A 16,114-nucleotide genomic window follows, 5' to 3' on the forward strand; every position below is an offset into this window, starting at 1 on the left:
TTATTTACCAAACCACTGATCAAAACTAAAACGTCCCTTTTTCACAAGCGCTTCCAGTTTTTGTTGCTGTTCGTTGGTCAGCACCTCCAGCATATCCTGCCGCTTTTGTGACGCCAGAGCTTTATGATCACGTCGTTTGGAATTCTCCTTACGGGCAAGCCGCCTGTCCAGACGCGCATATCGTTTATCAATCTTTTTCAACTGTTTTTCCTGACGCTTAGAAAGATTCAATTCGTCTCTGAACTTCGTAAGGTTCTTTTCAAGTCTTTTGTTATTCAGCCGTTGGTTGGCTACCGGTTCTTCGTAACGCTCCGAATCGTCCCGGGAAGATGCGTTATTGGATGTGGCACAGCCTGATACCCAAAGTCCTGAGATAATCAGAGACAGCATCAAAATCTTTTTCATGGGTGACAAATGTTTTGGGTGAGTTAATTCGAGGCTAATAACGACAGCAGTCAGAATTAGTATATATCCGCCCCAAAAACATGCCTCTTGAATTTTCACTTAAAAACAGAAATATATGTTTATTCAAATAAATGTAATTTTGCCGCAGGTGCCGAATAGTATTTCTATAAAACTTTCCGGTACTTGTATAACCTGATTATTTTACAAATCACCGTTTGCCCCAAATTTTATTTCCCTATACCTTTATCATTTACAATGAAAGAAAAATCTGCTTCGCACAGGCTCCTATCTCTGGATACGCTCCGTGGTTTCGACATGTTCTGGATTGCCGGAGGCGAAGAAATATTTGCAGTATTTGCCAAAGTAACGGGCTGGTCATGGGCTATTTTCCTGGCACAGCAATTCACCCACCCCGACTGGCATGGTTTCCGGGTTTATGATCTCATTTTTCCTACCTTTTTATTCATGGCTGGCGTATCCACGCCCTTCTCACTGGGAAGTCGTCTCGAAAAAGGAGTTCCACCCTCAGAACTGATCCGTAAGGTCATTCAGAGAGGTATTATTCTGGTACTGCTGGGCATCATTTACAATAACGGGATTTTCCATACAGAATGGGCCAATATGCGTTATCCGAGTGTGCTTGCACGTATAGGTCTGGCAGGGATGTTTGCCCAGATCATTTATCTGTATACCAATAAAAAGGCACGCTGGATATGGTTTGGAGGTTTACTGATCGGTTACTATGCATTTATGGTATGGTTTCCGGTACCGGGCTGCGGTGCAGGTTTGCTTACAATGGAATGTAATCCGGCCAGCTACTTCGACAGACTTTTGATCCCGGGACATCTGCACAAAACCATTCATGATCCGGAAGGATTGGTATCGACCATTCCCGCAATCGCAACGGGACTAATGGGAATTTTTGCCGGAGAATTGCTACGTACCAGCGAGGAGAAAATTTCTGCTAATAATAAAGTAATCTACCTCACCTTTGCGGGAGTGATCAGCTTATTGCTCTGCCTGGTGTGGGATGTATTCTTTCCGATTAATAAAAACTTATGGACCAGCTCCTTCGTATTGTGTGCAGGAGGATTCAGTACATTGTTGCTTGCCTTGTTTTATTGGGTGATTGACGTACTGCAGTTCCGAAAATGGACCTTCTTTTTCGTAGTGATCGGAATGAACTCTATTGTGATTTACATGATAGGCGACTACATTAATTTCGGATACACTGCCCACGCATTGTTCGGAGGGATATTACATTTGTTCCCTGAGCCTGTTGCTGCCGTGGGAGAAGTCATTACATTTATCGGAGTCCAATGGGCATTTATGTACCTTCTATACAGAAATAAGTTATTTTTGAAAGTTTAAGGGTAACAGTGATGGTTATGCTGTTGCCTCAACACAGAATCAATCTACTTGCTTCATGTCTATTCAGGTTACAAACCTTTCAAAAATATACGGCGCACAACGTGCCATTGATAACATTTCCTTCGACCTGAAACCGGGGGAAATCGTTGGTTTCCTTGGTCCCAACGGGGCGGGGAAATCAACGACTATGAAAATCCTGACCGGATATCTGCAGCCCACTTCAGGCAACGCCTCCGTATCTGGTTTCGATGTGCTCACCCAACCTATGCCTGCCAGAAGGGCAATTGGTTACCTGCCTGAGCACAATCCACTGTACCTGGATATGTATGTAAAAGAGTTTCTGCAGTTTTCCGGAAAGCTTTACGGTATTAGTGGAGCTACTTTAAAAACACGGATTAGCGAGGTAATCTCCATGTGCGGACTGGAAGTGGAGCAACATAAAAAAATAGGACAACTTTCGAAAGGTTACCGGCAGCGCGTCGGCCTTGCCCAATCATTTCTTCACGATCCTGAAGTACTGATCCTTGATGAGCCTACTACGGGTCTTGATCCCAATCAGATACTGGAGATACGTGAACTTATTCGTACAGCCGGCAGCAATAAGACCGTACTCTTTTCTACGCATATTATGCAGGAAGTGGAAGCGCTGTGCGACAGGGTGATTATCATCAACAAAGGAAAAGTTGTGAGTGATAGTTCGTTGGATACCTTGCGCCAATCGGGTGAATCTCTGGAAGCTATTTTCAGAAAACTCACTGGCAACCAGTAACCTTTTATCTCTTTTTACGTATTAACAGCCATTAACAATTATTTATTAGAATTGCCTTAAAACAAAAAATAGTTGCATTTATTTGACACGATTCTTGTTATTATTGTAATGATTGGTACCTCCCGCAGGAAATGTTAATAGTAATGGATGTTGTGACCTCGTTAAAGTCAGTGTTATAATTATGAAGATTTGGTTTGTCAACCGCATACGGGTTGTCGCAGGTATAGTATTGTTGGTTGTGCTAAGTTCAGTGGTGGCAGTTGCGTGGAAAATGATAAGTACACGCACTGAAATTTCTCTACCTATCGTATCCGAAAACAAACCTGCAGCAGTAAAGGCTCCCAGAAAAAGAAAAAGCCCTGTACTGGTTTTACCTGAAAACCATTGGGTAGACAGTACACTTCAGACTATGTCTCTTGAAGAGAAAATAGGTCAGCTTTTTATGATCGCTACTTTCTCGAACAAGGATGAATCGCACTACCGCTATATCGATAAACTGGTTGCCGATTACCATATCGGCGGACTGATATTCTTTCAGGGAGGACCTGTAAGCCAGGCGTCACTAACCAACCGCTACCAATCACGTTCGAAAGTACCTCTATTTATCGGAATCGACGGGGAATGGGGACTTGGCATGAGACTCGATAGTACCATTTCATTCCCGAAACAAATGGTACTGGGTTCTATACAAAATGATGAATTGGTATACAAAATGGGTGCTGATATTGCACGTCAGTGCCGCAGAATGGGCATTCAGATTAATTTTGCACCGGTTTCTGATATTAACAACAATCCTGATAATCCGGTAATTGGTATCAGGTCATTCGGAGAAGACCGCGAAAACGTAACGCGCAAGGCGATTGCTTACATGAAAGGGTTGCAGCACAACAAGGTGATCGCGACCGCAAAACACTTTCCCGGACATGGTGATACGGATGCGGATTCTCATTTCACGCTCCCTGTGCTTACACATACCATGGAGCAGTTGACTGAAACCGATTTGTACCCTTATCGCCGCATGATCGCTGATAGTCTGATGGGCATTTTGAGCGGACATTTGCATGTTCCTATACTGGACAGCACGCCTCAGCTGGCAAGCTCATTGTCTGAGAAGGTGATCAACGGACTTTTGCGTAAGGAACTCGGCTTCCGCGGACTTGTATTTACAGATGCCATGAATATGCGTGGGGTGCTTAAAACAGGCAAAGCTGCTGAAGTAAATATGAAGGCGCTTGTAGCCGGAAATGATGTTCTGCTTTATCCTGAAAATGTGGCGGAGACAATCACGAAAATCAAAGACGCCATTGCTCAGCGAATCATCAGCGAAAAAATTATTGACGACAAGGTAAAGAGAATTCTTCAGGCCAAGTACTGGTCCGGACTAAGCAAATATCAGCCCATAGATACCAACAATTTGTATGCGGATTTGAATAGCGAAAGCAGTAAAATGCTTTATCGTGAGCTATGCGAGGCATCTGTAACGGTTGTTAAAAATGACAATAACCTGATTCCTTTCGGAACAGTAGGCGATAATAAAATTGCTTCGGTAAGTATAGGGGAAGGAAGTAGTAGTTCTTTCCAGAAGATGTTATCTACTTATAAACCAATGCGTTCTTATAATTTCTATGATTCGCCGACAGAAGGGCAGATCAACGAAATGCTAACATATCTGCAACCTTACGAAACAGTGATCGTGGACGTACATGGTATATCGTCTAACCCGAAAAGATATTATGGTGTTACTACGGAAACTGTCAACTTCGTAACCAAACTGAAAGAGCAGGGAAAGAAAATCGTGTTGTGTCTTTTTGGTTCGCCCTATAGCATCCGCTTCTTCCCGGATACTGATGTGCTGATCTGTACCAACCAGGATGGGAAGGAACAACAGGAAATCGTTCCTCAGATTCTTTTTGGAGCCCTTTCATCGCAAGGACGTCTGCCGGTTTCAGTACTGAATTACAAAGTAGGTTCCGGTGTTACCACTTCGGCTCTGGACAGAATCGCATTCGGTACACCTGAAAGCGTTGGTATGGATGCAGCTGTGCTGAGCAGAATAGATGCCATCGCTACTTCATCTGTGCAAAACCAGATATTTCCCGGATGCCAGGTACTGGTGGCCCGGAAAGGAAAGATTGTTTATGATAAACAGTTCGGGGGATTGAATTATCGCTTTCCTGAACGTGTAAATGAGCAAACGATTTATGACTTGGCATCTCTTACCAAAGTGTCAGCAACATTGCAATCTATCATGCTTCTTTATGACCGGAAGCAAATTAATCTGGATGAAAGAGCATCGCACTATCTTCCCGAACTGCTGGCAACCAGCAAGGAAAATTTTACAATCCGTGATTTATTGCTGCATCGTTCAGGAATGATTTCTTTCTATCCTTCCTTGTGGGACAGAACCAAAACCAGTGGCGGAGGACTTTTGCCACAATACTACAGCTCCAAAAAAGATAGCAGCTATTATCTTCAGGTTGCTCCTAAACTTTTCGCAAAAGGGGCACTGCGAGATTCGGTATGGAAATGGGTGGTAAAGTCCCCGATGAATAATAAAAAGGAAGGGGCGGGTAAGTATGGCTATCTGTACAGTGATCTCGGTTTCATGACCTTGCAGAAAATCATTGAAAAAGTAAGTGGACAACCCCTAGATATTTTTGTTTCTGCTAATATTTACGAACCACTGGGATTGGCCAACCTTGGGTTCAATCCGTTACGCCGGTTTTCAGAAAAGCAGATTGCTCCCACCGAGCTGGATTACCGCTATCGCGGGCAGCTGCTCCAGGGAACAGTACACGATCAGATGGCCGCTGAAGTAGGTGGTGTATCCGGGCATGCCGGTTTGTTTGGAACAGCAAGAGATCTGGCTGTACTGATGCAGATGAATTTGTGGAAAGGAAATTATGCCGGGAAGAAATATTTTCAATCAGAAACTGTGCCTTTGTTTTCCCGCATGTACGACGCATCCCGTCACCGCGGATTGGGTTGGGACAAGGCACCTTCAGATGGTAACAGTTCTTATGTCTCATCGATGGCGTCTGTTAATTCATTCGGGCATACCGGCTTCACAGGCACTATGGTTTGGGTAGATCCCGACGAAGATCTGCTGTTCATATTTCTCTCTAACAGAGTTAATCCCGACGCAGAAAATAATGCAATCACCACCCAGAGAATCCGCAGAAAAATTCACGATGTAGTATACACCGCTCTGACTGAAAGGAAATCCGTTCTTCACTAAATTGGTGAAAATGTATCCGAAAATATCTCTAACTTTACCAGTTCAATGTGCAATTTGAAGGCAGATTGCAGAAAGGGTTAAAGGAATAGATATAAGACGGATACATGAAAAGAACATTTATTAGAAAAGGATTTTTTGCCTGCATTGTCACGCTTCTCGCGGCCGCTTCATCAATTGCACAAACAAGTATCACCACAGGAGTTGTAACTCCTGCGTCAATTTGTCCGGGCGGAAATATTTCTGTTGCATTTACATTTGTGGGAGCAGTACTTCCAACAAATAGTTTTGCAGTGCAATTATCGGATGCAACAGGCTCATTTAGCTCAGCTTCAAACATTGGAACAGGTACAGCCTCTCCAATTACCGGAGTAATTCCTGCCAATTCAACGGCGGGTACTGCTTATAAAGTACGTGTTGTTTCAGTCGTAACATTGGCTCCTACCGTTCCCGTAATTACTGGTACCGAAAGCACTGTACTTACCGTTAATGCTATTCCTGCTGCCCCTACTTTCACAGCGCCGCCAAGTTACGTAACAGGAGCTACCGCTGTGGCATTAGCAGCAACGGGTGTTACAGGTTCTACTTTGAACTGGTATGATTCAGCAGACAGTCCTCTTGCGGGAGCTCCGGTACCAACTACAACTGCGGTGGGTACTCAAACCTACAAAGTAAGCCAGACTGTTGGTGGATGCGAAGGCCCAAAAGCTACGATTAGCGTTACTGTTACGGCATGTACACCACCAGCCTTACCGACTACAACTGCAACGGTTAATTATACAGTAGGAGATGTAGCTACCGCGCTGGCAGCAACAGGAGTTACCGGCTCTACGCTGAATTGGTATAGCTCATCAGACAGCCCGTTAGCAGGTGCGCCAGTTCCTACAACGACAGCGGCAGGTGTACAAACATATAAAGTAAGCCAAACTGTAGGCGGATGCGAAAGTGCAAAACTGACTATTACAGTAACAATTGCAGCTTGCACGCCACCGGCCGTACCTACTACTACAACTTCAATTAATTATACAGTTGGAGACGTTGCAACGGCTTTGACTGCAACTGGTCTAACCGGCTCAACTATTAAATGGTATAGTGCTACAGACAGCCCCTTATCTGCTGCTCCGGTACCAACGACTACTGCTGTTGGTACACAGACATACAAAGTGAGCCAAACTGTAAGCGGATGCGAAAGTGCGAAAGTGACTATTACAGTAACTGTGGCTGCATGTACGCCGCCGGCTGTACCTACTACTACAACGTCTGTTAATTATACAGTTGGGGACGTTGCGACAGCTTTGACTGCAACTGGTCTAACCGGCTCAACTATTAAATGGTATAGTGCCACCGATAGCCCCTTATCTGCTGCTCCCGTACCAACGACTACTGCTGTTGGTACACAGACATACAAAGTAAGCCAAACTGTAGGCGGATGCGAAAGTGCGAAAGTGACTATTACAGTAACTGTGGCTGCATGTACGCCGCCGGCTGTACCTACTACTACAACGTCTGTTAATTATACAGTTGGGGACGTTGCGACAGCTTTGACTGCAACTGGTCTAACCGGCTCAACTATTAAATGGTATAGTGCCACCGATAGCCCCTTATCTGCTGCTCCCGTACCAACGACTACTGCTGTTGGTACACAGACTTATAAAGTAAGCCAGACTGTAGGCGGATGCGAAAGTGCAAAAGTGACTATTACAGTGACCGTGGCTGCATGTACGCCTCCAGCTATTCCTACAACTACGACCTCAATTAATTATACAGTTGGGGACGTTGCGACAGCTTTGACTGCAACTGGTCTAACCGGCTCAACTATTAAATGGTATAGTGCCACCGATAGCCCCTTATCTGCTGCTCCCGTACCAACGACTACTGCTGTTGGTACACAGACTTATAAAGTAAGCCAGACTGTAGGCGGATGTGAAAGTGCGAAAGTGACTATTACAGTAACCGTTTCTGCTTGCGTCCTATCCGCTGCTCCGGCAGTTACCTCACCAACCTCTTACTGCGCAAGTACTACACCCGTTGCTGCATTGGCTGCCACAGGCACTGCCATCAAATGGTATAATGCAAGTCAGGTCCCATTGCCTTCTGCGCCAGTTCCAAACGTGAATGTGAGTGTTACAACATCCACAACCTACTATGTTACACAAACAGAAGCAGGCAAATGTGAAAGCGCGAAAAAAGAAGTAATTATTACCGTAAATAAGACAGTTATGCCGGTAGTAAGTGTAGATCCCGTTGAGTATTGCGTTGGCGAAACTGCGACAGCATTGACCGCTACAGGCACTGGATTGATTTGGTATTCAGGTGCAACAGGACCTGCAACCATATCTCCGATCCCTGTAACCACTACTCCTGGAAATCAGGTTTTCTACGTAAGTCAAACGCTGAACGGATGTGAAAGTGAGCGTGCACGAATTGATGTAAGAATAAAAGCAAGACCAGCAACACCTGCTATTACAGCATTGGCGCCTGTTTGTCTGGACCAGACTGTCGCACCAAGCGTAATTTTGGGTGCTGTTACACCAGCAACAGGTTTGTCATGGTACACTGTTTCTACCGGTGGAAGTGCTACAGCTACGCCGGCAGCCGTATCGACCTCAACGGCTGGCGTAAAAAATTACTATGTAACTCAAACTGTGAACGGATGTGAAAGTGCAACGCGAGGTACTGTTTCCATCGAGGTAAAAGCACTTCCTGCTGCTCCAACCGTTACTCCTCTTGCATTCTGTAAAGATGAGCCCAACACAGCTGCATTAACCGCAACAGGAACAGCTCTGAAATGGTATTCTACATTGACTAGCACACCGGCGCTGTCCACGGTACCTGTACCAGTTACAGCTACAGTAGGAACCGTTTCTTACTATGTGAGTCAAACCGCTGGTTACACTGGAACTACATTAACTTGCGAAAGCCCACGTGCTAAGCTGGATGTGGTTACAAATGCATTACCTGCAACACTGACCGCTTTCTCTGAAGCTCTTTGTCAGGAAAAGGAAGATAAGACATTCACATTTACTGCTACTCCGGCAGCAGCCACAGGAAATACGATTGTTTGGTATAGCGCTGCAACCGGAACAGCCACCGCTCTTCCGACTTTAAATCTGAAGAATTCGGGTGAGACAACTGTTTACGCTGTACAAAAAATAACAGCTACGGGTTGTGAAAGCCCTGCAAGAGTTAGTTATAAACTAAGAGTAAAGCCATTACCTGCTCTACCAACAGTTTCTTCAGCTCTGATCGAATATTGCCAGTTTTTACCTGCTGTAGCCCTTACCGCAACACCTGTAGCTACTGCAAGTCTGAACTGGTACGGTAACAATGCCACAGGCGGAACTGCTTCCGCTGTAGCTCCGATACCATCTACAGCGGAAGGTGGAACGAAATCCTATTATGTTTCTCAAACACTGGAAGGTTGCCAGGGAGATCGTGCGAAAATTGATGTAAAAATCAATACAACACCGAAACCTGTAACCAAAACTTACCTTGAATATTGCCAGGGTGTTACCGCTCCGATACTTGATGCTACAGGGACTGTTTTGAAATGGTACCGCCAATTCACTGATACCGAATTCCAGGGTTACCCATATACTCCATTTACTGAGAAAGTCGAAGATTACTCTTTTTGGGTAACTCAAACGGGCACCAATAATTGTGAAAGTCCAAAGGAGGAGATTAAAATACATATCAAAGCAAAGCCGTCGGCAACTATTTCAGGAAACACTCAGATAGATCTTGGACAGACAGCCAATATCACCCTGAACTTTACAGCTGACGGACCTTGGACATATATTCTTTCAGACGGAAAAACAGGCACATCCAATCAGGCTACGATCTCGATTCCGGTTACTCCTGCTGCAACCACCAACTATTTTGTAACAGAAGTGAAGAATTCATGCGGAATAGGTACACCAATGGGTACAGCTCAGGTAACAGTAAGAATTCCTACCATTATTACCGGCAGTCCTTCAGTAGCAGAAGCCTGTGCAGGTAAAACCTTTACAGTACCATTCCAGCAATCAGGTGATTTCCCGACAGGGAATACCTTTAAAATACAAATCGCTCAGGAAAATCTGGATGCTAAATTTTACAGTATTCCTTCCGTAGCAACCGGAAATTCCATCACAGCGACATTCCCTGATACTACGAAAGGCGGATTCTACTTCGTGAGAGTAATCAACTCGGGTACAAATGCTTCTTTTGACACAAAAGGCTCAGTGAATACAATAGGTATTACAGTAAGTCCATTACCAGTAGCGACCATTTCGGGAACACAAACTGTTTTTGTAGGCTCACCAGCTACTCTTAAAGTTGAAATTACAGGTAAAGCTCCATGGTCATTTACACTTTCAAACGGAACGAAAGATTCTGTGATCACTGCTGCAGCCAGTCCATATTCTTTCGTGATGTCCCCAAGAACCACCACTACTTACACCATTGCTTCGGCAACTAATACGTGCGGGGTTGGTAGAGGAGCAGGTTCTGCAAGGGTTCAGGTAGATCCGATTTTAGGTCTTGAACCAACGGGAACAGCATGGCTGAGGGTTTATCCGACTGTAGCGAATCCGGAATGTATTGTAGAAATGACTGCAGAGACCTGGTCCAAAGATGCAAATATTAAGATTCTTGACCTGAATGGACGAAGTATTCATACGCAACCGATTCGTACTAAAACAACAACTCTGGAATTCAGTAAATACCCGTCAGGACTTTATCTGCTTCAGGTAGAAGATGGTAACCGCCGTTCGGTCAACCGGGTGATGAAACCCTAATCATTGATAATTATTGATCTTATAAAAACGGGATATTTGTTGCAACTCAACAGGTATCCCGTTCTGATTTAAAGAATAAGCATGAATATCGAAGCAGAAATTGCAGATCACTATTTTATGTCTGAGGCTTTTCGCCTTGCCCAACGCGCTTATGACGAAGGAGAAATTCCCGTGGGTGCCGTTGTAGTAATTGGTGAAAGAATCATAGGAAAAGGATATAACCAAACCGAAAAACTGAAAGACGTGACAGCTCATGCAGAGATGCTGGCCATTACTGCAGCTTCCGATTATCTGGGAGCCAAATACCTGCAAGACTGCACATTGTACGTAACACTGGAGCCCTGCGTAATGTGCGCTGGAGCGCTGTACTGGACGCAAATGAAAAGAATAGTAGTAGGTGCGACAGACGAGAAACGTGGGTTCTCAAGACTTGGCACAAAAATTTTGCACCCACGAACACAGTTGACTACAGGAATTCTGGGAGACGAGTCCCGGGAACTGTTGCTCAACTTTTTTAAAACTTTAAGAACATAAAGCAGTATTCTACTGTTACCAAAGCAGCATTAATACATTCGTTAACCATAAACTCAATTAAAATGGCATTTACACTTGATCCATTACCTTACGCAAACAATGCACTGGAACCACATTTCGATGCATTGACAATGGAAATACATCATGACCGCCACCATCAGGCATACGTTACGAATTTGAATGCTGCTGTTGCCGGTACAGAACTGGAAGGCAAAAGCATTGAAGATATATTGGCTAATATCAGCAAAGCTCCTGCGCCTGTACGTAACAACGGAGGAGGGCACTGGAATCACTCTTTCTTCTGGAAATCTCTTTCTGCAAGCGGTGGAGGAGAACCAACAGGTGAGCTGGCAAAAGCAATCGACACGAAATTCGGTTCTTTCTCAGCTTTCAAAGATGAGTTCAAAAAAGCAGCAACAGGCCGTTTTGGTTCAGGCTGGGCATGGTTGATCGTTAAAGATGGTGCTGTAGCTATCACTTCTTCTCCAAACCAGGATAACCCACTAATGGATGTTGCAGAAGTAAAAGGTACTCCAATTATCGGTCTGGATGTTTGGGAACACGCTTACTACCTGAAATATCAAAACAAACGTCCTGACTACATTGATGCTTATTGGAATGTAGTAGACTGGAAAGCAGCTGATGCTCTGTTTGTTGCAAACAAATAATCAGTTTTATTCATAGATAAGGTTTGAAGTTTGTAAAAAAAGTAACAAATATGCTTGCAAGCTTCAAACCTTTTCCTACTTTTGTAGTCTGAAAACGAAGTTTTCGAAACGGAGGTTGTAGCTCAGTCGGTTAGAGCGCTAGATTGTGGTTCTAGAGGTCGCGGGTTCGAGACCCGTCTCCCTCCCTCTTCAAAGGTCCTGAATTTCAGGACCTTTTTTGTTGTTAATGATTTCAACTTCTGGCTCATTCGACAAGCTGTCTTCCATTTTGCCTTAGATGAAGTGGTTCCTCTAACGAGTCTTGAATTCACCTCTCCCACTACTTCTTGCCTCCATATCTATTCCATTTACCTGCACCTTTGTTCTTGACCTAATACCGTTTAAGACTTTATAGTATTTTTTACCATACAGCTTAAACATTCACTCAACTTCCAATATCCGGTTTTAGAGTAGTTCAAAATACTACTACAGTAAGTAAACAATTTAATTGTCAACACATTGCAAATAACTTACAATGTATCACATATAACAATTCCAAGATATACTAAGATATTATCTATCATCATACAATATTTTTTTTTATAGAGAGCTTATAAGGGAGTCTATCAGTCCTATTAGGTCACCAAATTCTGTAAAATTGCAACCCGTAAAACCACAAGTTGTAATCATCACACACTAATAATCACGGATTCATAATCATCCGAATTTATAGGACACATCAATTTAGATGGACGAAAAATTTCATGAGGTAGTTCTGAAACGAATGGAACCTGCACATTACATTAAATACCTGAACATGCAAGTCCGGCCTTATGACATGCCACCTAACGATTCACATTTCGATAGCCAATATCATCGGTCGGAAATATTCTACGAAAAAATAAACAACTCCTTTTGGGTCTTCGCTCATGAAAGTGAAGAGAAAACAGACACCTGCTATGTTATGCCTCCAAAAAAAAGTAAGACTGATTACTTTTCAATTGATTACTACCAATCAAAACATACCTTCAGATATCAGTTTGGAGATAAAATAGTACCTGTAACCAATGTCACTATTTTTTCAGGATCAAGTTCTACTTATAAAATATTTGTTAAGCGAAAATCTCCCATAAGACGCTATCGCCTGATTTTTTCGAAACAATATTTACACCGCTTTCTTAATCTGACCAGTGACAATGCCAGACTCACTAATTCAAACGTCATTATTGCAACCGGCAAAGGGCTATCAGTACGCCTTATACATGAGATTGAGAAGATCGCACTTGACAAATTGTATTTTCAATTGAAATACAACAAGAATAATTTCAACTATAATCTTTCTGTTACCGCAAATGCATTTAATGTTACAGATCAGTTTTTTAAATTAGCAAATATCGAAATACCTCCGACACGAATAACTGATGATCAGGATCTTATGATCAAAATTATTCATCATCTGGAAAAAAATATTAAGAACAAATTTCCGGGTATTGACGCATTGGCATCGGATTTCTATATCTCTCAAACCAAATTGAAGAAAAACTTTAAAAAAACCTTTAACACTACGCCTCTAATCTATTTCAGGAGACTACAGATCAATTACGCTCAGGAAAAAATGCAGATACGAAAAATTACAGTGAAAGAACTCGCTTTTGAGTTAGGTTTTAAAAAGTCGAGTACATTCTCTTTGTGGTTCAAAAGATATACCGGACAACATCCAAATGAACTACAAAAATGATTTAAATATATATGCCAGAATCAAACATGATTAGTCTTGCTATTATTGATGACAGCACAATAATCAGATACTCAATCAATCACTTATTAACTTCAAATGGAATCCCTGTCATATTTGAAGCAGACAACGGCCAAATGTGCCTTGAAGAAATGTCACGCCGGACTCAATTACCTGCAATTATTATTCTGGATCTGGAAATGCCTGTGATGAATGGCTTTGATACAGCTGTGGCTTTAAAGAAAAAATGGCCCGATATACATATTATCGCTTTTTCAGGAAGGGACGATCCTCATAACATGAATAAAAGCTTAATGGCCGGTGCGGATCAATTTTTTTCCAAACACAGAGACCCCATTGAACTGTTGGAACTGATTAAAATAATGAATAAGTGAGTTATCCCATGATGACATTGGACTAGTAAAGACTAATTTATGCGGAGATGAGCCATTCTCATCCCCGCATAAAATTAGACTACCAAACCACAATTCTATCTTTTTCTGGCTTATACATTTTATCTCCAGGTTGCACATTAAACGCTTTGTAGAAAGGTGTGAAGTTCATAAGAGGGCCATTCACACGCCATTTGGCCGGGGAGTGCGGATTGGTATTGACATACATAGCCATGTAAGGATCTCTCGTTTTAACACGCCATATTCTGGCAATGGAAATAAAGAATCGCTGATCTGGCGTGAATCCGTCCAGTTTTGCAGTGTCTTTGCCTTGTTCGGTTAGTTTAAATGCGTCGTAGGCAATAGCAACACCTGCAATGTCTGCTGTATTTTCTCCCACCGTAAGCGCCCCTTTTATATGAACTGAATCCAAAACAGTAAAAGCATTGTACTGATCAATCACCTGCTGGGTTTTGGCCTTAAATTTGGCATAATCGGCTTTGGTCCACCAGTCCGTTACGTTCCCTGCTTTATCGTACTGAGCTCCCTGATCATCAAAAGAATGCGTGATTTCATGCCCGATCACCATTCCGATTCCTCCGTAATTCAGCGCGTCATCCGCATTCACGTCGAAGTAAGGCGGTTGTAGAATACCAGCCGGAAAAACAATTTCATTGAGGGGAGGATTGTTGTAGGCCGTTACCGTAGGAGGCGTTGTGTGCCATTCGTTACGGTCGACGGGCTTACCTAATTTATTCAGGTTATAGAGATAATCATTTTTGTTGGCAGATAAACAGTTTTCAAAATAAGCACCCCGTTTTATCACTACCTGTGAATAATCCCTCCATTTATCCGGATAGCCAATTTTTTCTGTAAATGCATAAAGTTTATCCTTCGCTTTTGCTTTCGTAGAATCACTCATCCAATCAAGACGGTCAATACGCGCTTCGAATGCTTTTTTCAAATTACCAACCAGCACTGCCATTCGTTTTTTTGCAGACTCCGGAAAATATTTTTTTACATAAAGCTCAGCCAGAGCTTCTCCAAGCGACTGATCTACCGCCCGTGTCATTTCCTCTGCTCTTGTTTGTTTAACAGCCTGTCCGGTCAGGACTTTGGTATAAGCAAAAGAGGCATCTACAAATGGCCTGCTCAATAGATTAGCATAGTTTGTCAGCGCATGAGCCTTCAAATAAACCTTCCAATCAGCCACTGCCACAGATTTCAGCATACTGTTCAATTTATCATAGTAAGCCGGCTGACCTACATTTACAGAATCCACCTTTGCTCCCAAATCTTGCAGTAAAGTGGTCCAATTCAGCACAGGATGTTTTTTGGACAGAGACGCAACCGCCAGTTTATTATAATTCGCCTTCACATCCCTGAGTTCAATATTAGTTCTGTGTCCAGTAGCCAGCTGTTTTTCTATACCATAACTGATCGTTGCATTTTTCCGGGCCGTTGCGGCGTCTAATCCTGTCAACCCGAACAAACTGGTAAGATAATCCTGATAAGCTTTCTGAATCTTTATCGTGCCCAAATCACTTTTGAAATAATAATCCCTTTCCGGCAGCCCGATTCCTGTCTGATAAAACTGTGCGATATTCACAGTGCTCTGCTTGTCATCGGGCCCTACATAGAACCCGATCAACGAACCATTCCCGGCTTTTTCTTCATCAGCTACCAGCTTTAAGAGCGAAGTAACATCTGATACTGCATCAATACGTGTAAGTAATGGCTGGATTGGTTCAAATCCGCGTTTATCAATGGTAAGTGTGTCCATTCCCGACGCATAAAAATCACCCACCTTTTGCCCGATACTGCCATCGGCATTCTTGCTTGTAGAAACACTATCCAGAATTCCTTTCAATCGTAAGCGCTGCGGATAATTCAGAAAAGAGTAAGAACCTACGCCTGTCTGGCTGTCAGGAATACGGATGGTATCAAACCAGATCCCATTGGCATATGTAAAAAAATCATCTCCCGGTTTTTTGGTAGAATCAATTCCGGTGATCACCACGCGTTCGGAAGTCGGGTCGGTCTTCTGTCGGCAGGCTCCGGCTACTAATAGTAACAGCGCAAAAAATACAGTTGATTTCATAGGTTGAAAAGTAAGAGTCAGTAAGGTATCAGATATCAATAAACTCAAAAATGGCTCAATTTTAGCTGATTTAAAAGGGTTTAGACGAAAATTAGGTACATATACTCCCATTTGAATCTGTTTTGACTACACAGTTGGTGTAAGTAA

Annotated in this window: 10 protein-coding genes and 1 tRNA gene; 9 read left to right on the forward strand and 2 right to left on the reverse strand. The window is 43.0% G+C overall.

Features of this window, described 5'->3' with window-relative positions:
- Positions 1–405, reverse strand: coding sequence for a hypothetical protein (locus DSL64_RS16310; RefSeq protein ID WP_115831980.1), 405 nt, complete (start codon positions 403–405; stop codon positions 1–3).
- A gap of 255 nt (positions 406–660) precedes the next feature.
- Between DSL64_RS16310 and DSL64_RS16315 the strand changes: the two genes are divergently transcribed.
- The 9 genes from DSL64_RS16315 to DSL64_RS16355 all read left to right on the forward strand — a co-directional run bounded on the left by DSL64_RS16315 (position 661) and on the right by DSL64_RS16355 (position 13,869).
- Positions 661–1,776: an acyltransferase family protein gene (locus DSL64_RS16315; RefSeq protein WP_115831981.1), complete on the forward strand. Its 1,116-nt coding sequence runs from the start codon at positions 661–663 to the stop codon at positions 1,774–1,776.
- Between the two features lie 55 nt (positions 1,777–1,831).
- Positions 1,832–2,545, forward strand: coding sequence for an ATP-binding cassette domain-containing protein (locus DSL64_RS16320; protein ID WP_115831982.1), 714 nt, complete (start codon positions 1,832–1,834; stop codon positions 2,543–2,545).
- Between the two features lie 181 nt (positions 2,546–2,726).
- Positions 2,727–5,783 (forward strand): serine hydrolase domain-containing protein, encoded by a 3,057-nt coding sequence (locus tag DSL64_RS16325; RefSeq protein ID WP_115831983.1) that lies wholly within the window; start codon positions 2,727–2,729, stop codon positions 5,781–5,783.
- 104 nt (positions 5,784–5,887) lie between these two features.
- Positions 5,888–10,558, forward strand: a complete 4,671-nt coding sequence (locus DSL64_RS16330) for an Ig-like domain-containing protein (RefSeq protein WP_115831984.1) — start codon at positions 5,888–5,890, stop codon at positions 10,556–10,558.
- A gap of 81 nt (positions 10,559–10,639) precedes the next feature.
- Positions 10,640–11,092 (forward strand): nucleoside deaminase, encoded by a 453-nt coding sequence (locus DSL64_RS16335; RefSeq protein WP_199539412.1) that lies wholly within the window; start codon positions 10,640–10,642, stop codon positions 11,090–11,092.
- Positions 11,093–11,154: 62 nt separating this feature from the next.
- A complete protein-coding gene (locus DSL64_RS16340; protein ID WP_115831985.1) occupies positions 11,155–11,760 on the forward strand; it encodes a superoxide dismutase in 606 nt (201 codons plus the stop codon).
- Positions 11,761–11,870: 110 nt separating this feature from the next.
- A tRNA-His gene (locus DSL64_RS16345) sits at positions 11,871–11,946 on the forward strand.
- A 541-nt stretch (positions 11,947–12,487) separates the two neighbouring features.
- Positions 12,488–13,477, forward strand: a complete 990-nt coding sequence (locus DSL64_RS16350; protein WP_115831986.1) for a helix-turn-helix transcriptional regulator — start codon at positions 12,488–12,490, stop codon at positions 13,475–13,477.
- Between the two features lie 11 nt (positions 13,478–13,488).
- On the forward strand, positions 13,489–13,869 hold the full coding sequence (locus DSL64_RS16355; RefSeq protein ID WP_115831987.1) for a response regulator: 381 nt from the start codon (positions 13,489–13,491) through the stop codon (positions 13,867–13,869).
- Between the two features lie 79 nt (positions 13,870–13,948).
- Here DSL64_RS16355 and DSL64_RS16360 read toward each other — a convergent pair whose 3' ends face one another.
- Positions 13,949–15,967, reverse strand: coding sequence for a M13 family metallopeptidase (locus DSL64_RS16360; RefSeq protein WP_115832066.1), 2,019 nt, complete (start codon positions 15,965–15,967; stop codon positions 13,949–13,951).
- Positions 15,968–16,114 lie beyond the last annotated feature (147 nt).

Origin of the sequence: Dyadobacter luteus, assembly GCF_003383615.1 — a bacterium.
GTDB lineage: Bacteria > Bacteroidota > Bacteroidia > Cytophagales > Spirosomataceae > Dyadobacter > Dyadobacter luteus.